The following is a 23,363-nucleotide window of genomic DNA, read 5'->3' as shown; positions in this document are numbered from 1 at the left end:
CCATGAATCAGTCCGCGCAGGCCCTGGCCACTTATCCTGTCGATGTACCCGCTACCAAGGCTGCAACTGCTGCCATCAAGCTGCAAGTCGAAGGCATTCATAAACGCTACGGCGAGCACGAAGTGCTCAAGGGTGTTTCCCTTAACGCGCGCCAAGGCGATGTGATCAGCCTGATCGGCGCCAGCGGCTCCGGCAAAAGCACCATGCTGCGTTGCATCAACTTTCTGGAGCAGCCCGACGCTGGAGTCATCACCCTGGACGGCATCAGCATAGAAATGCAGCAAGGGCGTGCCGGCACCCGTGCCCCGGATCAGGCGCAATTGCAAAACCTGCGCACGCGTCTGGCCATGGTGTTCCAGCACTTCAACCTGTGGAGCCACATGACCGTGCTGGAAAACATCACCATGGCGCCGCGCCGGGTGCTGGGCGTAAGTGCGGCCGAGGCGGAAAAACGCGCACGGATGTACCTGGACAAGGTCGGCCTGCCAGGCCGCGTGGCAGATCAATACCCGGCGTTCCTGTCCGGCGGCCAGCAACAGCGCGTGGCGATTGCACGGGCCTTAGCGATGGAGCCGGAAATCATTCTGTTCGATGAGCCGACGTCCGCACTGGACCCAGAACTTGTAGGAGAAGTCCTCAAAGTCATACAGACGTTGGCCGAGGAAGGTCGTACCATGCTGATGGTCACCCACGAGATGGGCTTTGCCCGCCAGGTGTCCAGCCAAGTGCTGTTCTTGCACCAGGGACGGGTCGAGGAACAAGGCAGCGCCGAGATCCTCGACCACCCCAAAAGCGAGCGCTTGCAGCAATTTCTTTCCAACCGTTTGAAGTGAAACCCATGGATACCAAGGCCAACGGACCCCATACCTCCCCCGCACTGGATCGCATCGATGAGGCAATCATCGAAGTACTGCGCCATCAGGGGCGGATCACCTATGAAAAGCTCTCGTCACTGGTGCACCTTACCCCCAGGCCTTGCCTGGAGCGGGTGCGCAAGCTGGAGCGCCGTGGAGTGATCCGTGGGTATGGGGCGATCATCGACGTGCAGATGGTCTCGCCAGGGCTGTCGTTGCTGGTGCTGGTGGCCTTGTCCAACCAAAGCGGGCGCTCGGCGCAAAAGGCCTTCGAAGCTTGCATCAAAGCCTGCCCCCAGGTGTTCGAATGCCAGTTGATCAGCGGGCCGTTTGACTACAGTCTGCGCATGCGCTGTCGGGACATGGAGCACTACCGGGTGGTATCGGAGATCTGGCTGAACAATGATGAGTTGCACATTGATAAGTTGGTGGCGCATCCGGAGTTGGCGGTAGTGAAAAATACCGCCATCGAACTGGCCTGAGCCCCACTCGCCAAGCCAGTGAGGATCGAATGTGGGAGGGGCTTGCTCCCGATAGCGGTGGGTCAGTGAAAGATGAGCTGACTGACACACTGCTATCGGGAGCAAGTCGAATCGTCGCACCGCCCCTCCCACATTTTTAACCATGCCCGCTTAAGATTTTCTTACCTTGGCGCGCCCCCACCAGCCTCGCCTGCCCATCCTTCTGCTTGCCCGTGCGCGCCTCGCTGATCAACCCCGGTATCAACTTGCCCTCCGGCAGATTCTTCCAGAACCGGCTGGGCAAGTGCCCTTCCATTACCTTGGGATTCAACCGCGCCGGATTGAAAATATGGCTGTAATAAGTCAGCCACATAGCGCTGTGCGGGTCTTCGACATTCTGCGCCAATTGCTGCCACGCCTCGGGGCACTCGCGCTGATGAATCAGCTGTTCACCGTCGTAATACACCCCATCCAACGGCGTAGCGATCATCCAACGATGACGCCCCATACGCCCGACAAAGTGCTGGCTGGCCGATTTCAAGATGTCATGGGCCGGCTCATGCCAGGCCACATACTCCGGCAGTTCAGGCCCCGCCTCTGCCGGTAACGCGATGAACCGCACAAACGCATGCAGGTGATGGGCTTCACGGCTGACCTGTTTGATGCGCCGCTGCAATTCGCTGCCCAGCTTGTCGCCCGCCAGCATCGCCGTGCGGTCGCCATGGCTGACCCGCCACAGCACCTCATACAGCAGGCTCCAACGCTGGTCGCCGTGATAGCAGGCCGCAGACTCCAGCAGCTCGATCAGCGCCTTGGGAATACGCGCCTGAAACGGACCGAGCCCTTCAGGAATCGCCTCGTCAGTGGCGAACAAATCCGCCACTTCGGCCTCACCCCAGCTCACTTGGCTGGGGTCGACCTGATGGCTGAGCAACCAGCGCGCCTGTTCGCGCCAGGTGCTGAACAGGTTGTCGCATTCCAGGCTGATCATCCCCACAACCCCATCTGTTGCGGTTGCGGACGATCGCGCAGTTGTTCGCGCAGCAGCACGCTGGTGCTGTCAGCCTGTTGCGGGTGGTAGTCGCTGGTGATGAAAAACGGCTTGGCCTTGGCCAGCACGCAGCGCATGCGGGCAAGGTCTTCGAAGCGAATCTTGCGTTCACGGCGCAGGTCCACCAGGCGTTGGGTGGTGCGCAGGCCGATACCTGGGATACGCGCAATAAGCGTGGGTTCGGCGCGGTTCAGATCAAGGGGAAACACCTCACGATGCTCCAGGGCCCAAGCCAGCTTGGGGTCGATATCCAACGCCAGATGGCCGGGGCCTTCGAACAATTCATTGGCGCTGAAGCCATAGCTGCGCAGCAGGAAATCCGCCTGGTACAGACGGTGCTCACGCATCAAAGGCGGCGCAGCCAGGGGCACGCTTTTCGGGCTGTTGGGGATGGGGCTGAACGCCGAGTAATACACGCGGCGCAGCTTGAAGTTGCCATACAGCGCCTCGGCGCCATGAAGGATGGTGCTGTCATCGGTATCGTCGGCGCCGACGATCATCTGCGTGCTCTGCCCAGCCGGGGCGAAACGCGGGGCGCGAGGTTCGTTGAACACGGTCTGTTCGCCGGTGTAGATGGTCTGCATGGCCTGCTTGATGGTGACGATTTGTTTTTCCGGCGCCAGGGTGTTCAGGCTGGCCTCGGTGGGCAGTTCGATGTTTACGCTCAGCCGGTCGGCGTAGCGCCCGGCTTCGGCGATAAGCGCAGGGTCGGCGTCGGGAATGGTCTTGAGGTGGATATAGCCGCGGAAGTCATGCTCTTCACGCAATAGCTTCGCCACCCGTACCAGCTGCTCCATGGTGTAGTCGGCCGAACGAATGATGCCGGAGCTGAGAAACAGCCCGCTGACGCAGTTGCGCTTGTAGAAATCGAGGGTCAGGGTGACCACCTCCTCCGGGCTGAAACGCGCGCGGGGCACGTCGCTGGAGCGGCGGTTAACGCAGTATTGGCAGTCGTAGAGACAGAAGTTGGTAAGCAGCACCTTGAGCAACGACACGCAACGGCCGTCGGGCGTATAGCTGTGGCAGATGCCCATGCCATCGGTTGAACCCAGCCCCGCCTTGCCCTCCGAACTGCGCTTGGGTGCGCCACTGCTGGCACACGAAGCGTCGTACTTGGCGGCGTCGGCGAGGATGCTGAGTTTTTCGATCAACTGCATGGAGGGCTACCGATACTGGTTTTTTGTACAGTATCAGGCAGCCCTCCGGGTCACAAGTGCAGTCTGTCAGCTGGCGGTGGCCAACAGCAGGTCCTGCACCGAACGCGCTTTGCCTCGGCTGCGGTCGTATTCATACAACGACGCGGCAATTTCATCCGCGCGAATCGGCAGAATCGACAGCAATGTGTCGCTCAAACCATGGCTGGCCTGGCTGAAGCCCTGGATATAGATACCCGCCTTACAGCGATCGTCGGTCACGATGCGGTAGTCACGAGCCACTTCGAAATCACCCATATACGCTTCCAGAGGCGCCAGCAGTTCGCGGTGCATCTGACGCTCGTAGCCTGTGGCCAGCACCACCGCATCGTAATGATTGACGGTGATGTCACCGTTGGCATTGTTGCGCAGGGTCAACTCAATACCCATCGGGCCGGCCACCGCTTTTTCCACCACGGTCATGGTGCGGAACGCGTGACGGGCGATGCCGGAGACTTTCTGGCGGTAGAGAATCCCGTAGATACGCTCGATCAGGTCCAGATCGACCACCGAATAGTTGGTGTTCTGGTACTCCGCGACCAAACGCTCGCGCTCGGCCCCCACTTGTTGGAACACCAGGTCGGTGAAGGCCGGCGAGAACACCTCATTGACGAACGGGCTGTCATCGGCCGGTTTTAGCGCCGAACCGCGCAGGATCATGTCGACCTGCACCGACGGATAGCTGTCATTGAGGTCGATGAAGGCTTCAGCCGCGCTCTGGCCACCGCCAATGATCGCGATGCGCATCGCCTTGCCGTCCACACAGGGTTGCTGCGCCACGCGGGCCAGGTACTGGGAGTGATGAAATACGCGGTTGTCATCCTTGAGCCCTTTGAACGCCGCAGGCACTCGTGGCGTACCACCGGCGCTGACCACCACCGAGCGCGTCGTGCGCACGTGCTGCTCACCGTGGGCATCGCGGGAAATCACGCGCAGGGCCTCGACCTGCTGCTGATGCAGGATCGGCTCGATGGCCAGTACTTCCTCGCCATAACGGCCCTGGTTCTGGAATTGCGCCGCGACCCAGCGCAGGTAGTCGTTGTACTCCATGCGGCACGGGTAAAAGGTGCCCAGGTTGATGAAGTCCACCAGGCGGTCGTGGGCTTTCAGGTAATTGACGAAGGAGTACGGGCTGGTGGGGTTGCGCAGGGTCACCAGGTCCTTGAGGAACGAAATCTGCAGTTCGCTCTGGGTCACCAGGGTATTGCCATGCCAGCGGTAGTCGGCCTGCTTGTCGAGAAACAGCGCGTCCAGCTTGCCCTGGGTTTTCTCTCGTTCCTGCAGAGCGATGGCCAGCGCCAGGTTCGATGGGCCGAAACCGATACCGATAAGGTCGTGAACCGCGGGCGAAGCAATTGCCTGTGTCATTCCAGTGTCCTCTGGATAAGCCCCTTGGCGATGGGGCAGGAATACCTTCAAGACCTGCACAACAGGTCATGTGTTGATAGGAAACGAGGACAGTGAAATAAAATTTACCTGATCAGCGATCAGTGCCCTTCCCACTCGCGCATCCGCACCCGACAGTGCTTCATGGCGTTGACAATATGTTTTTCCACCAGGGCGCGGGAAATACCCAGGCGCTCGGCAATTTGCAGGTGGGTCAGCCCGTCGAGTTTGCGCAGCAGGAAGCTGTCGCGGCAGGCTTTCGGCAACTCGGCCAGGGCACGATCAAGCAGCTCCAGGCGTTGGCCTTGGTCGTGGCTGGCGTGGGGGGAGAAGCGTTCTTCGCTGTCGAGTATTTCCAGCGGCTCGTGCTGGCGCAGTACGTTGCGCCGATGCCCGTCGATCACCAGGTTCAGCGCCGTGCGGTATAAAAACGCGCGGGGCTGGTCGATGGGGACAGCGCTGGAACGCTCAAGTACCCGAACGTAGGCGTCATGCACCACATCTTCGGCCACCTGACGGTTGCCCAGCTTGGCGTTGAGGAAACACACCAGCTCGCGATAGTAGTTTTCCAACATGACTCCCGACCGCCACAGAAAGGCGATATCCGTTCCTTGAGTACCTGAAAATGACAACCCATAGCGTAATGGCAGTTTGGGTGCGTGCAATTTATAGTAATTCTCATCTACTTTTAAACAAGTCTTGCGCCACCGGTCGTTTTTTTTACGCAAACGACCCGTTACACAGTGTGTAACAGCCTAAATCCTCACGCGTTTCTCTCGTTTAACTGTCAGCTCTGCGCAACTGCGCTCCGAACTTTCCTGGCTGGAACCTAAGCATGAAACGCCCTCGACCTGCCCGACGCGCCCTGCTAGTTGTGGCGTGCCTGATTCCCGTCATCGCGGTCGCCGCCTGGCAAGTACTGCCGACCGGCCGCGACACGCTGACCACCGTCACCGTGACCCGCGGCGATATCGAAAACAGCGTGACCGCTTTGGGCACCCTGCAACCACGTCGTTACGTGGACGTGGGCGCCCAGGCTTCCGGGCAGATTCGCAAGATCCACGTTGAAGCCGGCGACCAGGTGCAGGAAGGCCAATTGCTGGTAGAGATCGACCCCTCGACGCAAAAAGCCAAGCTCGATGCCAGCCGCTACGCCATCGAAAACCTCAAGGCACAGTTGCAGGAGCAGAAGGCCCAGCACGAACTGGCGCGGCAGAAGTACCAGCGCCAGCAGCGTCTGGTCGCCGGCAACGCCACCCGCGAAGAGGATGTGCAGACCGCCAAGGCGGAACTGAGCGCCACCCAGGCCCGGGTCAACATGTTCCAGGCGCAGATCCTGCAGGCTCAGGCCAGCCTGCGCAGCGATGAAGCGGAGCTGGGCTATACGCGCATCTACGCGCCAATGACCGGCACGGTGGTTGCCGTGGACGCGCGGGTCGGCCAGACCCTCAATGCCCAGCAGCAGACGCCGTTGATCCTGCGCATCGCAAAGTTGTCGCCGATGACCGTGTGGGCCGAAGTCTCGGAGGCCGACATCGGCCATGTAAAACCCGGCATGACGGCGTACTTCACCACCCTGAGCGGCGGCAACCGGCGCTGGACCAGCACCGTACGCCAGATCTTGCCAATTCCACCCCAGCCCTTGAACGAAACCCAGGGCAGCGGCAGCCCTAATAGCTCCGGAAAAAGCGGCACCGGCCGCGTGGTGCTGTACACCGTGCTGCTGGATGTCGACAACGGCGATAACGCGTTGATGGCCGAAATGACCACCCAAGTGTTTTTTGTCGCCAGCCAGGTCAAGGACGCCCTGACCGCGCCGGTCGCCGCCCTGCTGGGCAGCCACAGCGCCGACAAACAGATCGCCCGTGTTGTCACGGAGAACGGCCGCATCGAGGAGCGCGAGGTGCAACTGGGCATCAGTGATCGCCTGCGGGTGCAGGTACTCGGTGGACTGAATGAAGGCGACCACCTGTTGATCGGCCCGGCTGCTGGCAGCGGGGGTTGAGTTGACCACGCCTCTGATCGAACTCAAGAACATCCGCAAGTCCTACGGCGGTGGCGACAGCCCACAGGTGGACGTGTTGCGCGGCATCGACCTGTCGATCCATGCCGGGGAATTCGTCGCCATCGTCGGCGCGTCCGGCTCCGGCAAGTCCACGCTGATGAACATCCTCGGCTGCCTCGATCGGCCCTCGGTCGGGGACTACCTGTTTGCCGGGGAAAACGTCGCCCACCTGGACAGTGATGAATTGGCCTGGCTACGCCGCGAGGCCTTTGGTTTTGTGTTCCAGGGCTACCACCTGATTCCTTCAGGCACGGCCCAGGAGAACGTCGAGATGCCGGCGATCTACGCCGGTATCAGCGCGTCCGAACGCCATGCCCGAGCCAACGCCCTGCTGACGCGTCTGGGCCTGGCCGAGCGTACCGGTAACCGTCCACATCAACTGTCCGGCGGTCAGCAGCAGCGGGTGTCCATTGCCCGCGCACTGATGAACGGCGGCCATATCATTCTCGCCGACGAACCCACCGGTGCCCTCGACAGCCATAGCGGCGCCGAGGTGATGACCCTGCTCGACGAACTGGCCAGCCAGGGCCACGTGGTGATCCTGATCACCCACGACCGCGAAGTCGCCGCGCGGGCCAACCGCATCATCGAGATTCGCGATGGCCTGATCATCAGCGACTCGGCCGATGACAGTGAAGCCGCCCCGCCCGCCGCCAGCGGCGCGTTGCAAGCCGTGGACCTGCGTCAACGACTGGTCGACGGTGCGGAGCATAACGGCGCGTGGAAAGCCGAATTGGTGGACGCGGTACAAGCCGCCTGGCGGGTGATGTGGATCAACCGTTTTCGCACCGCATTGACCCTGCTGGGGATCATCATCGGCGTGGCGTCGGTGGTGGTGATGCTGGCGGTCGGCGAAGGCAGCAAGCGCCAGGTCATGGCGCAGATGGGCGCGTTCGGCTCCAACATTCTTTATCTGAGCGGTGCATCGCCCAACCCACGCACGCCACTGGGCGTCATCACCCTCAATGACGTCGAGGCACTGGGTGCGTTGCCCCAGGTCAAGCGCATCATGCCGGTCAACGGCAGCAAAGCAGGCGTGCGCTATGGCAACGTCGACTACATGGCGTACGTGGGCGGCAACGACACCAACTTCCCGGATATCTTCAATTGGCCGGTGGTCGAGGGCAGCTACTTCACCACCGCCGACGAGCGCAGCGGGGCTACGGTCGCGGTGATCGGCCACCGTATCCGCGAAAAGCTGTTCAAGGGCCAGGTCAATCCGATCGGACAATACATCCTGATCGAGAACGTGCCGTTCCAAGTGATCGGCGTGCTGGCGGAAAAAGGCGCCGCCTCCGGCGACAAGGACAGCGACGACCGTATCGCCATCCCCTACACCGCCGCCAGCGTGCGTTTGTTTGGCAGCTACGACCCCGAATACGTGGTGATTGCCGCCGCCGATGCAGGCAGGGTCCACGAAGCCGAAGTGGCCATCGACCAACTTATGCAGAAGCTGCACAACGGCAAACCCGACTACGAGTTGACCAACAACGCCGCAATGATCCAGGCCGAGGCCCGTACCCAGAACACCCTGTCGCTGATGCTGGGCTCGATTGCCGCGATTTCCTTGCTGGTGGGCGGTATTGGCGTGATGAACATCATGCTGATGACTGTGCGCGAGCGGACCCGCGAAATCGGCATCCGCATGGCTACCGGTGCGCGCCAACGCGACATCCTGCGCCAGTTCCTTACCGAGGCGGTCATGCTCTCGGTGGTCGGCGGCTTGTGCGGCATTGCCCTGGCCCTGCTGGTGGGCGGCGTATTGGTGCTGGCCAAGGTGGCGGTGCAGTTTTCCCTGGTGGCGGTGCTTGGCGCATTTGGTTGTGCGCTGGTCACCGGCGTCGTATTCGGCTTTATGCCGGCCCGTAAAGCTGCCCGGCTCGATCCGGTTAAGGCGTTGACCAGTGAATAAACGATCCATCCCCTCGCAGCTGTCCCTGATCAGCCTGTGCCTGCTGCTCAATGCCTGCGCCGGCGATCCACCCACGGTCGACAGCGGTATTGCGCCGCCGGCCGCCTGGCAGTTCGCCGAGCGCGACGCGGCCCAGAGCACCAACCAGCACTGGTGGACGCAATTCGGCAGCCCGCAGCTGAACCGGCTGGTCGAACAGGCCCGGCGTGACAGTGTCGACGTGGCCGCCGCCATGGCCCGTGTGCGGCAGGCCCAGGCCAGTGCCGTGATCGCCGGGGCGCCGCTGTTACCCGAAGTGAAGTTCGACCTCGCCACCAGCCACCAGAAGTTGCTGCACGGCCAGGGCGGACCAGACCTGGACGTCTCGCAGAGCGACGACGCGGTCGACAATTTCGGCGCCAGCTTGACGGCCAGTTATGAAGTGGATTTCTGGGGCGGCCGCGCCGCCGCCCGAGACAGCGCCCTGCAGGGCCTGCGGGCCAGTGAGTTCGATCAGGCCACCGTGGAACTGACCTTGCTCAGCAACGTGGCCGACCGCTACGCGCAAACCCTGGCCGCACGTCAGCGCCAGCAGATCGCCGAGCTGAACCTGGCCAATGCACGCAACGTGCTCGACCTGGTGCAAACCCGCTACGACGCGGGCTCCGCCACGGCGCTGGAACTGGCCCAACAGAAAAGCCTGGTCGCCAGCCAGCGACGCCAACTGCCATTGATTCAGCAACTGGCCGAAGAATCCCAGATCACCCTCGCGGCCCTCCTTGGCCAGCCGGTTCAAACCCTGGACTTGGGCGCCGAGCCCTTCCAGGCCCTGACATGGCCAACCATCGGCACCGGCATGCCCAGCCAGTTGCTCAGCCGCCGCCCCGATATTGCCAAGGCAGAGGCCCAACTGGCCGCCGCGCAAGCGGACGTCACCGTGGCGCGCGCCGCGATGCTGCCAGCCTTGACCCTCGGCGCCACACTGGGCTCCGACGCCTACAAGGCCGTGGACATCCTGCGCAGCCCTTATTACACGCTGACTGCCGGACTGGCAGGGCCGATCTTCAACAACGGCCGTTTAAGCGCCGAACGCGACAAGGCCCGAGCGCGCCAGGATGAGCTGCTGTACGCCTATCGCGGTGCGATCATCAACGGTTTTGCCGATGTGGAAAAAGCCCTCAGCAGCATCACGCGCCTGGACCAGCAGCGCCAATGGCAAACGGAAGAATTGCAGCAGGCCCAGACCGCCTTCCAGATTGCTGAAAGCCGCTACCAAGCGGGCGCCGAGGACCTGCTTACGGTACTGGAAACCCAGCGCACGCTTTATGCTGCCCAGGACTTGAACGTGCAATTGCGACTGTCACGCCTGCAGGCCAGCATTGCGCTGTACAAGGCATTGGGTGGCGGTTGGAAGACTAATATCTGATAAACGAAACTCTTGTTTCGTACACCAGTCGTCTCACGCCCCTACATTCGTCACCTCAGGATCCTTGGTAAAAAGCCGCTTCCACACGGCTGCCCGGGACCTCCTGATGAATGTTGCAAAACACCTCGCATGCGGCTGTCTCTGGCTGATCACTCATCTTGTCCAGGCGGAGTCACTGATCAAACCCACCGCCATCGATTGGCTGCTCGATTGCACCCTCCCCACAGACGAACAGATGGCACCTGAGGTGCTGGCGCGCACCCAGTGCGGCGTCGTGACAGTACCGCGTAACCACGCGGCCCCCGGGGAAGGCACTCAACGCCTGTACCTGACCCGTGTCGGCGCCCGTGAGCCACTGAGTCGTGAAGGTGTGGTATTCGTCCAACCCGGTGACACACTGCAGGAAAACAGCGCAAGTACGTTCAGCATTCACCTCGCCAGCCGTTGGGAGACCTACTACACACAGGCCTACCGCACTCTGCTCAACCGCTACGATGTGATTGAACTCAGCCCTCGCGAACTCACTCAGGCCCATGACGTCGAACAGGCAGTTCAGGACATGGAGTATGTACGCGCACAACTGGGCGACCCACGATTGCATTTTTTGGGTAACGGCCACGCAACCCGCCTGGGCAGCCGTTACGCGGTGCAGTTTCCCGAACGCGTCGCACGCATGGTGCTGGTCAACGCTGAACAGGGCACGGCAGACGCTTTTCAAGTCACACACCTGCGCCTCAGGGAGCCCGCCAAACCGGACGGCGGAGGGTGTATCAGCCGATGGGTGGGCGATTTCCTGGCCCTTGGCAAACAGCCGCCGCCCTCCACTCGCTGTCTTGACGGGCATGCCAGGGAGCAGGTCCACCGTTGAATTGCATTCCACGCCCCCCTCTTCAGTGATCAGTTCTACAATGCCCCCCATTCATCCCCAGGGGTTTTCATGGACATCGAACTGGCACGCACCTTCCTCGAAATCACCCGCTGCGGCAGCCTCGCGGCGGCGGCCGAGAAACTGCACGTCACCCAGACCGCCATCACCGCACGGGTCAAAAGCCTGGAAAGCCAACTGGGCAGTACGCTGTTCATCCGCAACCGTGCGGGTGCACGCCTGACCGCTGACGGCGAGGCCTTCGTGGTGTACGCCAACCAGTTGCTGCAAACCTGGGAAGCCGCGCGCCGCGACCTGCCGTTGCCCGATGGCTATCGCAATGTGCTGCATATCGGCGGAGAGGTCAGCCTGTGCAACCCGCTGATGCTCGGCTGGGCCCAGGCGCTGCGCGAGCATATTCCCGGCCACGCATTGCGCACCGAAGTGCGTGAAGGCGAATACCTGTTGCGCCAACTGGAACTGGGCGTGCTCGACGCTGCGTTGGTGTTCCAGCCGCAGTACTGGCCGGGGTTGCAGGTGGAGCAGGTGCTGGAAGAAAAACTGATCCTGGTGCAATTGGTCAGCAAGCCGGCGCCGTACGTCTACATCGACTGGGGCCCGGGCTTTCGCCAGCAACATGACGCGGCCCTGCCCGACAAGGCCCGCGCTGCGGTGAGCTTCAACCTCGGGCCTTTGGCCTTGCAGTACATTCTCGAAAACGGCGGCGCCGGGTATTTCCGCACGCGGGTGGTGCAAAGCTACCTGGACAGCGGTGTGATGCAGCGTGTGGCCAAGGCGCCGGAGTTCAGTTTCCCAACCTACCTGGTGTATTCGCGGGCACGGGATTCGGCGGTGTTGCAGCAGGCCCTGGAGTTACTGCGCGACGTGGTCAAGGCCGAAGGTGACTGGTCGCAACGCTGGGATCCGCTGATGTGAAACGGGCTATGGACTCGCACAATCGCGAAGGCGGACTAAGCTCAGTCACCACCCAAAAATAATATGAGTCCCGACCATGCCCGACGCTACCGAGGCTTTCCGTGCCCGCTACCGCGCCGCGGTTTCCGCTCGCTACAACCCCTGGCTTCATGGTTTTTTTGTACTGGGTTACGGCATCGCCTGCATCACCCTGGCCTGGTCCAGCACTGAGCAGATCACAGCGCTGCAATGGCTGACCGTGCCGTTGACCCTGCTGTTCTTCAACCTCTGCATCTACCTCGTGCACCGCCATCTCGGCCATCACAAACACGCCTTTGCGCGCTTGTTTTACGCACGCCATACCGGCGACCACCACAGTTTCTTCACCCATGGACACATGACTTACGACAGCCCACGGGACTGGCGGGTGATCCTGTTCCCGGCCTGGTTGATCGTGCTGCACAGCCTGGCCATCACGCTCCCCGCCTGGTGGCTGCTCAAGCAACTGAGCCCAAACGTTGCTGGGCTGTTTGCCGGGTGCATGCTTTTGGGCTACCTGTTCTACGAAGTGTTCCACGCCTGCGAGCACCTGCCTGCGGAGCATCCGGTGGCGCGCCTGCCGTGGATTCGCCAGATGCACCGGCTGCATGCCCTGCACCATCGTCGCGAGCTGATGCAGGGGCGCAATTTCAATATCGTCCTTCCCCTGATGGATTACCTGTTCGGCACCCTGCACTGGGAGCCGAACCCCAACGACAACCAGGAATCGTCATGAGTACCCGTCCAAAAAAACTGCGCCATCTGCTGTTTGTGTTGCTGTTGGCGGTGGTCGCCTTTCTGCTGCTGATGCCCACCAAGGTACAACCGGTGAACTGGTCACCGCCCAAAGCGCCATCGATGAAGGATGGCCCTTTCGCCGAAAACCAGCGACTCAAGGCTGTACAGAAAATCGGCGCCCAGGACATCGCCGGGCCGGAGGCGTTGCTGTTGGATGCACAGGGTTTGCTCATCAGCGGCCTGCATGACGGGCGCATCATCCGCACATCGCCCGACAGTCAAAGCCTAGAAGTACTGGCCAATACGGGCGGTCGCCCACTGGGCCTGGCGATGCACCCGGATGGGCGCTTGATCATTGCCGATGGGTTGAAAGGTCTGCTCGCGCTGGACTCGAACCACCAACTCACTTCCCTGAGCACCAGCGCCAATGGCGCGCCCTTCGGTTTTACCAATGACGTCATCGTGGACGCCAGCGGCCGTTATGGGTATTTCAGCGATGCGTCGAGCCGCTGGGGTTATGGGCAGGACGGCGAAGCGGTGATCGAACATGGCGGCGATGGGCGGCTGCTGCGTTACGACTTCAGCAACGGCAACACCGAGGTGTTGCTCGACCAGCTGCAATTCGCCAACGGCGTAGCCCTGGGCCCGGACGAAAGCTACGTACTGGTGAATGAAACTGGCGCCTACCGCATCAGCCGTTACTGGCTCAAAGGCGAACGTGCTGGCAGCCACGACCTGTTTATCGACAACCTGCCCGGCTTGCCGGACAACCTGAGTTTCAATGGCCGGGACCGTTTCTGGGTAGCGCTCTACTCACCGCGCAACCCGTTGCTGGACAGCTTCGCCGGCTACCCGCTGCTGCGCAAAGTGATGGTGCGCGCACTGATGGTGGTGCCCAAGCCCATCGAGCGCAAAGCCTTTGTGTTGGGGTTGGATACCAACGGCAAGGTCATCGCCAACTTGCAGGATGGCAGCGCGGGCAACTACTCACCGATTACCACGGCGCGGGAGTATGGCGACTGGTTGTATCTGGGCTCGCTGACGAACACGAGCATGGCGCGCGTGCCGTTGCAACTGGCGTTAAAGCCGGAGTGAAGAGAGGGTCAGTTTGGTCCGGACGGGGCGCCTGAGATCAAAATCAAAAGCAGAGAACAAGCCTAAGCCAGCCGGAGGTCTATCTGATGCATGAAGATCAAATGTGGGAGTGGGCTTGCCCGCGATGAGGGAGTGTCAGTTGATACATCTATGACTGACCCACTGCCACTGGGGTCAGGCCCCATCGCACATCTGGACTGAGTTCACTAAAAAATCGATCGACTCTAAGGCTGCCGCGCTTCTGCCTTTAATCTGAAGTCGCCCGGTCAACCACGTAGGCCGACAGCTATTTATGCGGTCAAGCTGCCCGTTGAGATTCAGTCAATCGGGATGTCGCACCAGCTTCGCCAAACGGCCCAGACGACTGCGGCAATAGTCCAAACATAACCAAGACGATACGGCCACAACGCCCAACGCTTAAGCGCTAAAGGAACAGATGCCAGTTCGGCCTCAGTCACAAGGCCTGCTTTCAGGAAGGCCTTGGGCATCGACAGAATGTCGACCATCAACCCCATGCGATGATACCGGTCGATTCGCTGATTTCTTTTCCAAAAACGCTTATGTCTACGAACCTTTTCATTTTCACTGAAGTAACTTTCCAGCTCGTCGAGCTTCGTATATTCGGCAAACAGTACCAGTCCTAAGAAAACAAACGTCCCCACAAACCAGACAACGGTATAGACCAGAAAAAAATCCACGGCTAAGCCCCCTCTGGCTGGAATATCAAGTCACCATCGACCTCTAGAGTGTTTTAAAAAAAGAAGAGGACGCGTCCCCTATAGCCAAGTGCACCAATAACCTCAACTGATAGCCCAAATCATCGCGAGACGGTATGGCCATACGGCCCAACGCTTAAGTGCCAAGGGAGTGAATGCAGGAGCAGTTTGGTCGCACCCTTTAAGTTTCAGTCAATCGGGATGTCGCACCATCTTCGCCAAACGACCCAGACGACTGTGGCAATAGTCCAAATTAAGCCGAGATAATAGGGCCACAACACCCAACGCCTGAGTGTTAACGGAACAGACGCCAGTTCGGCCTCGGTCACCACACCTGCTTTCACATGACGCGCTGAGTCTGACAGGTACTCAAACATCAACAACATGCGGTATTGCCTGTCGATCCACTGGTTTCGTCTCCAGAATCGCTTATTGTCGCGGACTCTTTCGTTCTGACTGAAATAACTCTCCACCTTGTCCAGTTTTGTGTATTCGGCAAACAGCATCAGCCCCAAAACGACAAACATCCCAACAAAATGCACAAGGGTAAAGGCAAGAAAAAACGACACGATTAAGCTCCCTGTGGCTCGAAGATCAACTCACCATTAACCTCTAGAATCTTTCCACCCAGTAACGCACCTTCATCACCTAGAACAGAGCCTCCCGCGTGCCCCCCCGCAGCGCCTCCGATAACTGCGCACGCAAGCGCACCTTGTGACTTCAAGGAGATGCCCAAAAATATGTGACACGCACGATGAGCGATGGCAGCGCCATACTTTCCCCCGACAGCCGCCCCCGAAACCGCCCCGTCTCCACATACTTCGCCCTCCGACACTGCGCCTCCCGCCCCGTCACACACGCCTCCTTGATCTCCAATCCCGCCACGCCTACGTCCAGCGCCAACCCCACATACGTGCCTTTGCCCAACCACTTTGACATCTGCGCGATCTCCCGAATCCGCTGCGCGTACCCGGCGATCTCACCATTCTTCAGATAGCTTTTCGTGGAAATCCCCAGCAGCTTCTTCAACCCCTGATTACCCCGCAAACCCGTGCCATAGCGCGCCGCGCCTTGCAATTGGGTGTCCAACAGCGACAACAACACCTGGCGCTGGCGAAAAAATGCCTGCCGGTCAAACCCACCGTCCCGAAAGCGCTGATGCAACCGCTCAATGTCCTCCAGCGTATGCGCCACCTCGTCCAGATGCCGCGACCACGCCGACGTCACGCTGCCCACCCCGATCGAGCTGTACGCGAGAAAGCTCTGCAGCAAGTCATAGTTATTGATCACCGCCGTTCCGACTGACGCGTCTTGCGCCAACTGCCGGTGAATTTCTTCCGCCCGGCGCATCAACCAGGCCTCCTCCAACGAACACGTCACGCTGTAGGCATCGGGAATAATCACCATCTGACCCGGCGTCACCAGCCCATGGCGCAGGTGCCGATTCAACACATCAAAATGATCAGAACGCTGCCGGCTCGGAGCACTACCCATCAAGCGGGATTTCACACTCGGATAGTCCATCGTGCGGTCGTTGAGATAGCTCTGCGCCATGCCTTACATCCGGGATGCAATGAAGATGGCGTCGAAATATAAGCAAGCAGATACACCCCGGACACAACCCGAGGAAGGCTGAATAACATTTGGGAAGTTACCTACGTCAACGCGGACAAGCGCTTACGGAAGTACCCTCAATACCCGGTCATTTCCAGGTAGCCCACGCCCCCGTCAAACCTCACCGGCCCTTCCCAATACGGAATGCTCAGGTTCATCCAGGCGTTCGGGTTGACGGCTTCAGTGGTGATATCCAGCTGTTTGCCAGGTATTTTCAGCGACCAGCGCGTCGGCAGGTTGCGCCCATCGATGGCCGTGGTTTCCAGCGGTGTCAGCTGGATGTCAGCGTTACGCAAGGTCTCTGTACATCCCTGTGCGTCGATCCAGGTGCCGGTGAGATAACCGCCGCCGTCCTTCTGGCGTACGCGAAACAGCATCAGTTGCGCGCCCCGGTCGAGGTGCAGGGAGAACCAGTCCCAACCAGTCTGGCTGGCGCTCAGTGGTTGGCTGCTCCATTCGCGGTCGAGCCACGCCGGGCCAGTTACTTGATAGGTTGTGCCATCGATGCTGACGCTGCCATTGGCGGTGAAGAACGGCTGGCTGTAGTAATACGAAGCCTGGCCCTGGTCGGATTTACGGCTGTAGCCGTTGTCACCTTGCAGCACCAATGGACGGCTGGAGGTCAGCCGCAAGTCGTAGGCGAAGTGCTCTGCGCTGGCCTTGAGTTGCATATCCGCCAATGCACTGACCGCGCCAGGACGGCTGGCAAAGTTCCAATCGTCAATCCACGCATTGAACGGCGCTGCCTGGGCACCGGCCTGGCCAACGCCGCCACGGGCAAGCCGTTCGGCGGCGTAGTGGCGGTTGGCGGAGGTGACGGCGACATGGCCGAGCCACACCGTCGAATCCCGCCAGCCGGCCTGGGTCGGCCCGGCTTTCAAGGCGTTGCGAAACAGCGTCCATTGCACACCGAACACATTGCCTTGGGCGTCCTTCAGATTGGCGGTGACGTACCACCACTCGATGCGAAAGCCGTCATGGGGGCCATGGTCCTCGGGAAAGCTGAACACCTTGCCGGGCAGCACTTGGGCAAAGTCCGCCGCATCGCTGCCCAGGCCTGCAAAGCTCTCCTGGGGCGCGGGGGCTTTGTCACAAGCCGCCAGCAGCAATAACGCGCACATCAACGCCTTAATCTTCATGGGCAAAGGTCCTCAGCAAATCCGCCGGACGGCTGCGGTACAGCTGCCACAGCGGCCAGGCCGATGCCAACAATGTGGCGAGCATGGCCAGCCCGAGCAATTGTGCGAGCTGCCACGGGAACACCTGCAGCGGCAGCCGCCAACCAAAGGCCTGCACGTTGATCACCGCGTCCAGGCACCATGCCAATAACACCCCCAGCGGCAACGCCAACATCAGGGTGAGCACCGCCAGCAGCCAGGTCTGGCCCAGGTTCAGCAACATCAATTGTCGACGTGTCACGCCCAGCGCCCACAGCGGTGCGAGTTGGCCGAGGCGGCTCTGGCTCTGGGTCAGCAGGCTAATGAACAGCGCTACGCCGGCCACGCCCAAGGTCAGGCTGTTGAGGGCCGCAGTCGCGGCGAAGGTGCGTTCGAACACCTGGCTCGACCAGCCCTTGAGTTGCTGTTGATCGACGATGCGGCTGTCGTCCAGGGCAAATGCGCGCTGCACTTCTCGCACCAGTGGCGCTAAATCAGACGGCGCGACGCGCAGGTTGAAGCGCGCGGGTGAGAGCGTCGGCCAGTGCGCCAGCAGGTGTTCGGAATTGACCAGGATATGCCCCTTGGGATTGCCGTAATCCGCGTAAATCCCCACCACCTTGGGTGACCAGAGGCCTTGAGGCGTGGGGATATCAATCGAATCCCCGAGCCTGACTGAAAGCCTGCGCGCCAACTGCTCGCTGAGCATCAAGGTGTCGTCACGCTGCAACCGGTCCCAAGGTGCATCGGCAGCGTCCAACAAAGGCCAGTGCTCGCGATAGGTCGGATCGTCGACCACCCCGAACAGATCCGCTGGCCAGCCCTGCACTTGCACGGCGATCTGCCAGGTAGGCAACACCCGCTGCACCAACGGTTGGTGCGCCAGCCAAGTGCTGAGCTGATCCGCCTGGGCCGGGGTTTGCGGGTTGAGGTACAGCTCGGCAGTGAGGCGTTGTTCCAGCCAATGATTGAAGGTGTGGCGAAAGCCCGAGGTCATGGAGCCCGCGCCGATATTCGCGGCCAGGGCCAGTAGCAGCGCCATCAGTGCCAGGCTCAAAGCCGGCAGTTGTTGGCGGCAATCGGCAAGAAACCACTGGCCAAGCACTGAACGGCTGCGCCCCAACACGGCCTTGAGCAGCCCGTTGAGCAATACCGGCAAGCCCAAGGCCGCGCCAAGCAGTAAGGCCGCCATCAATACAAACCCCGCCGCCAAGCTGTCGCCCAGCCAAAGCGCCAACAGCGCGATCAGCAATGCCGTTCCGGCGACCCAGCCCTGACGCCGTAACCAGCGACCATGGGCCTCGTGCCAGGCCTGGGCGTTGGCCAGCGCCAGCAACGGCAAGCGCGCCGCCCGCCACACGCTGCTGGCACCGGCCAGTAAAGCACCCAACAGGCTCAAGCCCAACCCCGCCAGCCACCACCATGGACTCAGGCTCAACTGTCCCGGCACTTCGGCGCCATATAACCCGCGCAGGCTGGCAGCCACATCCGGCAGCAGCAGGCTGGCCAGAAGGTATCCGCTGGCGACGCCGAGCACGCCGCCCAGCAGCGACAGCGCGCCCAATTCCACCCCAAGCCCGAGGATCAACAAACGCGCACTGACCCCACAGGCACGCAAGGTGCGCAGCAGTCCGCGGCGTTGCTCCAGGGCCAGGCCGATGGCGGCGTGCACAATAAACAGCCCCACCACAAAGGACAGGAAGCCCAGCGCATCAAGGTTCAGGTGGAAGCTTTCGGTGAGGCGCGCCAAGTTGCTGTCCTCGCCCTGCCGGAGTTGCAGCCCGGCGGGAGGCGTGGGATGGCTGGCGGCGAAGGCCTTGTCTAGCAGCAGCCGCGACAGCTGCCCAGGCATCTCAAGCAAAGGTTGAGCAAAGCCGATATCGGTCAGTAACAGCCCGGGCGCCATGTCCGGCTGGGCTTGCAGCGGCGGCAGGCGTTGCCCGTTCAGCGCCAGGGGTTGCTGCCCTTCGTGCAGCCCCAGGGCCTGCAAGGTTTGCGGCGCGATCCAGGTACGCCCCGGAGGGTCAAAGAAGGCGAGCATCTGCGCCTGGCTCAAGCGCTGCCCCGCTACCGAGCCGCTGCCGGGCAACGACAGCGGGTCGAGGCCCATCAATTGCAGGCGCACGTCCTCATGCCCCTTGAGCTGCAACCGCCCCTGCACCACCGGCGACACCGGCCAACCCGCGCGGCGCAGTTCGGCAAACAGCGTTTGCGGGAAACTGGCAGCGTCCGGAGCACTGAGACTGGCTTGGAGTTCGCCGCCGATCAACTGGCTGGCGCGGGCATAGCTGTCGCGCGCCTGACTGTTGAGGGCCTGCACGCCGGTCAAGAGTGCGGTGGCCAGCCACAAGCCGGTGAGCACACTGAAAAACTGCACCGGGTGGCGCCGCCAATGGCTGAGCAACGCGCGCAGTGTCCAATAAAACACCGCCATTTCAGCGAGCATCCGCAGGCAGGACGCGGCCGTGATGCAACACCACCTGCTGATCCAGCCGTGCGGCGATACGGGGGCTGTGGGTGACCATCAACAAGCTGGTGGGGCTGTCGCGCAACAGGTCCAGCATCAGTTGCAACACCTCGTCGCTGGTGGCTTCGTCGAGGTTGCCGGTGGGTTCGTCAGCCAACAGCAAGCCTGGCCGCGACGCCAAGGCACGCCCTACCGCGACCCGCTGTTGTTGGCCGCCCGAGAGCTGTTCCGGATAGCGCTTGAGCAAGTCGCCCAGGCCCAGGCGTTCCACCAACTGCGCCTGCCAGAGCGGATCAAAGCGCCCCGCCAGCCGGGCCTGGAACGCCAGGTTGTCGTCGACGCGCAAACTGCCAATGAGGTTGAACTGCTGGAACACCAGGCCAATTTCAGTGCGCCGCCAGTGAGCCAGTTGCGCCTCGCTCATCTGGTCGAGGCGCTGCTCACCCACTTGGATACTGCCGCGATCCAACCGATCAAGCCCGGCCACCAAGTGCAACAAGGTGCTTTTGCCACTGCCCGACTCGCCCATCAACGCCAGGCTGCTACGTGCGGCCAGGTGCAAATCCACACCTGCCAACACCGCCAACGGGCCTTGAGGGGTGGCATAGCTTTTGAAGACACCTTGCACCTGCAGCATGGGAGCACTCGATTGATGGGCGGCCATCGAGAATAACGGCTGCGCCTTGGGGCCACGCAAATTTTTCACATGGATTTCACCGGATGCCCACTCGCCCACCTCTAAATTGCCGGTTATGCGTCACGCGTCGACCACTTATTAAGTTGCCACGCCTGATAACTTTTAACCGCCCCATGTTCAGCGAAAAGACAGCAGCCCTGTGACAGCCTCCTGTTTCACTGCGGCTATTCGCCAACACGTTGCGCCTAACTAATACAACATTGCCAACAATGTCCAAGGTGAATGAAGTGGTAGACATTACCCTGACCAAACCGCGCTCGCCCCGGACTTTTTTCAAGCGCCTGCAACGGCTGTATCCAGGCATTGCCGTGATCACCGTGCTGCTCGCTTGCAGCCTGTTCTGGCCGGCCTCGCCACGGGACCTTGGCGTGGGCAACAGTCTGTTGACCTCACAGGTTATGCCGCTGTGGCGTGACGGCGACGTGATCGTGCTGGTGCGTCATGAAGAGCGCTGCGACCGTTCTACCAATCCGTGCCTGGGGCCAGTTGAAGGCCTGACGATCAACGGCAGCGAACACGCCGAAAACCTCGGCAACGCCTTTAAATCATTGGGCATGGAAGGCAGCGACGTACTCGCCAGCCCGGCCATCCGTACCGCCCAGACCTTGCGCTTTATGTTCGGTAAAAACGAGCTGACCTCCGGCCAGCAGGCCGTCTGCGGCGCCGCCATGGGTGAAGAACTGCTCAGCCACAAACAGCCGGGACGTAACCTGGTATTTGTGACGCACAGTGGCTGCATCGCCGACTTCGAAAAAACCCAGGGCTTCCCCCATGCGGCATTCCCCGAGTACGGCAGCGCCCTGTTCGTGCAAGTGTTGCCCAACGGTAAATTCAAGACCCTGGGCATCATGAACAATCCGGACTGGCCGGCTGCGCTCAAACACCTCTAACTCATTGCCTGTGTTCAGCAACAAGACAGCCCTGTTCTGGCATGTTTAGTTGCGCCTTTTAATTAAGCACCCCCTGACTCTCTCCTGTTACTTAGTGACCGCAGTGACTGTTTGCACGATGAGCTTATTACTTAAAAACCCTGGCCTTAAACGTCAAGGAGCGACGTTTTCATGACGCGTTTAAATCCGCTGTACCTATTGTTACTCGCCTTCGCCGCGTTCTATTTATTGCCCTTGGGCCTGCACGGCCTGTGGATCCCGGATGAAACCCGCTACGCCCAGATCAGCCAGGAAATGCTGCAGACCGGTAATTGGGTGGCGCCGCACTTCATGGGCATCCGCTATTTCGAAAAACCCGCCGCCGGTTATTGGCTGATTGCCCTGGGCCAAGCGGTGTTTGGCCAGAACCTGTTCGGTGTACGCATCGCCTCGGCCCTCACCAGCGGCTTGAGCGTGCTGCTCGCCTACCTCATCGCGCGTAGCCTGTGGAGCGATCCGCGCAAAAGCTTCGCCTGCGCGCTGCTGTACCTGAGTTTTGGCCTCGTGGCGGGGCAAGCGGGGTATTCCAACCTCGATCCGCAGTTTACGTTGTGGGTCAACCTAAGCATGGTGGCGCTATGGTTCGCCCTCGGCAGCCGCACGTCGCGCGGCCGACTGGGAGCCTGGACGCTATTGGGGTTTGCCTGTGCCATGGGTTTTATGACCAAGGGCTTCCTGGCGTGGGCGCTGCCGGTCTTGATTGCCGTGCCGTACGTGCTCTGGCAGCGGCGCCTGGGTCAGCTGCTGCGGTATGGCCCGCTGGCGATTGGCGTCGCAGTGCTGGTGTGCTTGCCCTGGGTCCTGGCGATCCACAACCAGGAACCGGATTTCTGGCGCTTCTTTTTCTGGAATGAACACATCCGCCGATTCAGCGCCGACGACGCGCAACACGTACGGCCCTGGTGGTTCTTCCTGCCAATCATCGCCGTGTCCTGCCTGCCCTGGGCCGGCCTACTCCCCAGCACCCTGCGCCAGGCCTGGCAACAAAAACGCGAGCCAGCCATCGGTTTCCTGACCCTATGGCTGCTGTTGCCCCTGGGCTTTTTCAGCTTGAGCAACGGCAAGCTGCCGACCTACATCATGCCCTGCCTGCTGCCCCTGGCATTGCTGATGGGCCACACCTTGAGCGACCTGCTGCGCAACGGCCGTGCCCGCCAGATCAGCCGCAATGGCCTGCTCAACTTCGTGATCGGCATGGCGGCCATGATTGGCCTGATCTACCTGCAAATCGCCAAGCCCTTGTACAGCAACAGCCATGCCGAAATGTTCAGCCTGTCCCTGGCCTTTATCGTGTTGCTGGTGTGGATCCTCACTAACCTGCTGCAAGCCTTTCGTCCGCTCACGCTGTGGGCCATGCCGGCCTTGGGCATCGGCGTGCTGGTGATCCTCCTGCCGGCGAGCATGCCGGCGCAGATCGCCGATAACGAAATGCCCGACCAGTTCGTGCTGGAACACCTGGACGAGTTGCAACATACCCATGCCCTGTTGAGCAACGAACTTGGCAGTGCCAGCGCCTTGGCCTGGCGCTTGCAACGCGCCGATGTGGCGCTGTATGACACCGAGGGCGAGTTGCGCTACGGCTTGCAGTTCGCAGATTCAGGCACGCGAAAAATCGAGTTGGATCAGGTACAGGCCTGGCTGAACGACGCGCGCCAACACGGCTCGGTGGGCGTGCTGATGCGCGTCAACAGCACCAGTGAAATGCGCGAGGCCGGGCAACTGCCGCTTGGAGGCAAGCGTTATTCCAAGGGGTACCTGGAACTGATCCTGTATCCGCAGTTGCCTGCTCCACATTGACTGCTTT

At 61.0% G+C, this 23,363-nt stretch carries 20 protein-coding genes and 1 pseudogene; 11 read left to right on the top strand and 10 right to left on the bottom strand.

Annotated features, from left to right (window positions below):
- Positions 1–2 precede the first annotated feature (2 nt).
- Positions 3–833, top strand: coding sequence for an ABC transporter ATP-binding protein (locus AB4N82_RS20470; RefSeq protein ID WP_233896853.1), 831 nt, complete (start codon positions 3–5; stop codon positions 831–833).
- Between the two features lie 5 nt (positions 834–838).
- The gene (locus AB4N82_RS20465) at positions 839–1,336 is read left to right on the top strand and encodes an Lrp/AsnC family transcriptional regulator (protein ID WP_032888155.1); all 498 of its coding nucleotides are present in this window, start codon (positions 839–841) and stop codon (positions 1,334–1,336) included.
- Positions 1,337–1,472: 136 nt separating this feature from the next.
- Here the strand turns inward: AB4N82_RS20465 and AB4N82_RS20460 are convergent, their stop codons facing one another.
- The 4 genes from AB4N82_RS20460 to AB4N82_RS20445 form a co-directional block, all read right to left on the bottom strand.
- Positions 1,473–2,306, bottom strand: a complete 834-nt coding sequence (locus AB4N82_RS20460; protein ID WP_122765538.1) for a TIGR03915 family putative DNA repair protein — start codon at positions 2,304–2,306, stop codon at positions 1,473–1,475.
- Positions 2,303–3,523, bottom strand: a complete 1,221-nt coding sequence (locus tag AB4N82_RS20455; protein WP_032888160.1) for a putative DNA modification/repair radical SAM protein — start codon at positions 3,521–3,523, stop codon at positions 2,303–2,305. Before AB4N82_RS20455 ends, AB4N82_RS20460 begins: the two co-directional genes overlap by 4 nt.
- 66 nt (positions 3,524–3,589) lie before the next feature.
- Positions 3,590–4,927 (bottom strand): lysine N(6)-hydroxylase/L-ornithine N(5)-oxygenase family protein, encoded by a 1,338-nt coding sequence (locus tag AB4N82_RS20450; RefSeq protein WP_032888163.1) that lies wholly within the window; start codon positions 4,925–4,927, stop codon positions 3,590–3,592.
- A 119-nt stretch (positions 4,928–5,046) separates the two neighbouring features.
- The gene (locus tag AB4N82_RS20445) at positions 5,047–5,520 is read right to left on the bottom strand and encodes a sigma-70 family RNA polymerase sigma factor (protein WP_122765539.1); all 474 of its coding nucleotides are present in this window, start codon (positions 5,518–5,520) and stop codon (positions 5,047–5,049) included.
- A 260-nt stretch (positions 5,521–5,780) separates the two neighbouring features.
- On the opposite strand from AB4N82_RS20445, the gene AB4N82_RS20440 reads away from it, so the two are divergent.
- From AB4N82_RS20440 to AB4N82_RS20410, 7 genes are all read left to right on the top strand, one after another.
- Positions 5,781–6,950 (top strand): efflux RND transporter periplasmic adaptor subunit, encoded by a 1,170-nt coding sequence (locus tag AB4N82_RS20440; protein WP_032888167.1) that lies wholly within the window; start codon positions 5,781–5,783, stop codon positions 6,948–6,950.
- Between the two features lies 1 nt (position 6,951).
- Complete coding sequence (locus AB4N82_RS20435; protein ID WP_460102789.1) at positions 6,952–8,922, top strand: MacB family efflux pump subunit; 1,971 nt, start codon at positions 6,952–6,954, stop codon at positions 8,920–8,922.
- Positions 8,915–10,327 (top strand): efflux transporter outer membrane subunit, encoded by a 1,413-nt coding sequence (locus AB4N82_RS20430; RefSeq protein WP_122765541.1) that lies wholly within the window; start codon positions 8,915–8,917, stop codon positions 10,325–10,327. The genes AB4N82_RS20435 and AB4N82_RS20430 overlap by 8 nt, the downstream gene beginning before the upstream one ends.
- A gap of 106 nt (positions 10,328–10,433) precedes the next feature.
- Positions 10,434–11,195: an alpha/beta fold hydrolase gene (locus AB4N82_RS20425; RefSeq protein ID WP_122765542.1), complete on the top strand. Its 762-nt coding sequence runs from the start codon at positions 10,434–10,436 to the stop codon at positions 11,193–11,195.
- A gap of 69 nt (positions 11,196–11,264) precedes the next feature.
- Complete coding sequence (locus AB4N82_RS20420; RefSeq protein ID WP_032888174.1) at positions 11,265–12,128, top strand: LysR family transcriptional regulator; 864 nt, start codon at positions 11,265–11,267, stop codon at positions 12,126–12,128.
- Between the two features lie 76 nt (positions 12,129–12,204).
- Entirely contained in the window at positions 12,205–12,882 is a 678-nt protein-coding gene (locus AB4N82_RS20415) for a sterol desaturase family protein (protein ID WP_122765543.1), read from the top strand.
- Positions 12,879–13,979, top strand: a complete 1,101-nt coding sequence (locus AB4N82_RS20410; RefSeq protein WP_122765544.1) for an SMP-30/gluconolactonase/LRE family protein — start codon at positions 12,879–12,881, stop codon at positions 13,977–13,979. Before AB4N82_RS20415 ends, AB4N82_RS20410 begins: the two co-directional genes overlap by 4 nt.
- A gap of 317 nt (positions 13,980–14,296) precedes the next feature.
- Here the strand turns inward: AB4N82_RS20410 and AB4N82_RS20405 are convergent, their stop codons facing one another.
- The 6 genes and pseudogenes from AB4N82_RS20405 to AB4N82_RS20380 all read right to left on the bottom strand — a co-directional run bounded on the left by AB4N82_RS20405 (position 14,297) and on the right by AB4N82_RS20380 (position 20,570).
- Entirely contained in the window at positions 14,297–14,677 is a 381-nt protein-coding gene (locus tag AB4N82_RS20405; protein ID WP_032888179.1) for a hypothetical protein, read from the bottom strand.
- A 206-nt stretch (positions 14,678–14,883) separates the two neighbouring features.
- Positions 14,884–15,264, bottom strand: a complete 381-nt coding sequence (locus AB4N82_RS20400; protein WP_095184343.1) for a hypothetical protein — start codon at positions 15,262–15,264, stop codon at positions 14,884–14,886.
- 2 nt (positions 15,265–15,266) lie between these two features.
- Positions 15,267–16,249: pseudogene (locus AB4N82_RS20395) on the bottom strand (hypothetical protein).
- 137 nt (positions 16,250–16,386) lie between these two features.
- Complete coding sequence (locus tag AB4N82_RS20390; RefSeq protein ID WP_122765545.1) at positions 16,387–17,448, bottom strand: lipocalin-like domain-containing protein; 1,062 nt, start codon at positions 17,446–17,448, stop codon at positions 16,387–16,389.
- The gene (locus tag AB4N82_RS20385; protein ID WP_122765567.1) at positions 17,438–19,900 is read right to left on the bottom strand and encodes an ABC transporter permease; all 2,463 of its coding nucleotides are present in this window, start codon (positions 19,898–19,900) and stop codon (positions 17,438–17,440) included. The genes AB4N82_RS20390 and AB4N82_RS20385 overlap by 11 nt, the downstream gene beginning before the upstream one ends.
- 1 nt (position 19,901) lies before the next feature.
- Positions 19,902–20,570, bottom strand: coding sequence for an ATP-binding cassette domain-containing protein (locus AB4N82_RS20380; RefSeq protein ID WP_122756820.1), 669 nt, complete (start codon positions 20,568–20,570; stop codon positions 19,902–19,904).
- Between the two features lie 269 nt (positions 20,571–20,839).
- Here AB4N82_RS20380 and pmrG point away from each other — a divergent pair, with 269 nt between their 5' ends.
- Together pmrG and arnT are read left to right on the top strand one after the other, a co-directional pair.
- Complete coding sequence (gene pmrG / locus AB4N82_RS20375) at positions 20,840–21,520, top strand: lipopolysaccharide core heptose(II)-phosphate phosphatase PmrG (RefSeq protein WP_032887292.1); 681 nt, start codon at positions 20,840–20,842, stop codon at positions 21,518–21,520.
- Between the two features lie 171 nt (positions 21,521–21,691).
- Positions 21,692–23,356 carry a lipid IV(A) 4-amino-4-deoxy-L-arabinosyltransferase gene (gene arnT / locus AB4N82_RS20370; protein ID WP_460102779.1) on the top strand — a complete coding sequence of 555 codons (1,665 nt, stop codon included), beginning with the start codon at positions 21,692–21,694 and terminating at the stop codon, positions 23,354–23,356.
- Positions 23,357–23,363: the final 7 nt, after the last annotated feature.

Source organism: Pseudomonas sp. H1_D04, assembly GCF_054683855.1.
Note: the sequence above shows the minus strand (reverse complement) of the source record. Positions and strands in the feature narration are given on the sequence as shown.

What these genes read in the sequence shown, in the direction of transcription:
- AB4N82_RS20470 (WP_233896853.1), top strand. Translation starts at nt 3, where the DNA reads ATGAATCAGTCCGCGCAGGCCCTGGCCACTTATCCTGTCGATGTACCC.
- AB4N82_RS20465 (WP_032888155.1), top strand. Translation starts at nt 839, where the DNA reads ATGGATACCAAGGCCAACGGACCCCATACCTCCCCCGCACTGGATCGC.
- AB4N82_RS20460 (WP_122765538.1), bottom strand. Translation starts at nt 2,306, where the DNA reads ATGATCAGCCTGGAATGCGACAACCTGTTCAGCACCTGGCGCGAACAG.
- AB4N82_RS20455 (WP_032888160.1), bottom strand. Translation starts at nt 3,523, where the DNA reads ATGCAGTTGATCGAAAAACTCAGCATCCTCGCCGACGCCGCCAAGTAC.
- AB4N82_RS20450 (WP_032888163.1), bottom strand. Translation starts at nt 4,927, where the DNA reads ATGACACAGGCAATTGCTTCGCCCGCGGTTCACGACCTTATCGGTATC.
- AB4N82_RS20445 (WP_122765539.1), bottom strand. Translation starts at nt 5,520, where the DNA reads ATGTTGGAAAACTACTATCGCGAGCTGGTGTGTTTCCTCAACGCCAAG.
- AB4N82_RS20440 (WP_032888167.1), top strand. Translation starts at nt 5,781, where the DNA reads ATGAAACGCCCTCGACCTGCCCGACGCGCCCTGCTAGTTGTGGCGTGC.
- AB4N82_RS20425 (WP_122765542.1), top strand. Translation starts at nt 10,434, where the DNA reads ATGAATGTTGCAAAACACCTCGCATGCGGCTGTCTCTGGCTGATCACT.
- AB4N82_RS20420 (WP_032888174.1), top strand. Translation starts at nt 11,265, where the DNA reads ATGGACATCGAACTGGCACGCACCTTCCTCGAAATCACCCGCTGCGGC.
- AB4N82_RS20415 (WP_122765543.1), top strand. Translation starts at nt 12,205, where the DNA reads ATGCCCGACGCTACCGAGGCTTTCCGTGCCCGCTACCGCGCCGCGGTT.
- AB4N82_RS20410 (WP_122765544.1), top strand. Translation starts at nt 12,879, where the DNA reads ATGAGTACCCGTCCAAAAAAACTGCGCCATCTGCTGTTTGTGTTGCTG.
- AB4N82_RS20390 (WP_122765545.1), bottom strand. Translation starts at nt 17,448, where the DNA reads ATGAAGATTAAGGCGTTGATGTGCGCGTTATTGCTGCTGGCGGCTTGT.
- AB4N82_RS20385 (WP_122765567.1), bottom strand. Translation starts at nt 19,900, where the DNA reads ATGGCGGTGTTTTATTGGACACTGCGCGCGTTGCTCAGCCATTGGCGG.
- AB4N82_RS20380 (WP_122756820.1), bottom strand. Translation starts at nt 20,570, where the DNA reads ATGCTGCAGGTGCAAGGTGTCTTCAAAAGCTATGCCACCCCTCAAGGC.
- pmrG (WP_032887292.1), top strand. Translation starts at nt 20,840, where the DNA reads ATGTCCAAGGTGAATGAAGTGGTAGACATTACCCTGACCAAACCGCGC.
- arnT (WP_460102779.1), top strand. Translation starts at nt 21,692, where the DNA reads ATGACGCGTTTAAATCCGCTGTACCTATTGTTACTCGCCTTCGCCGCG.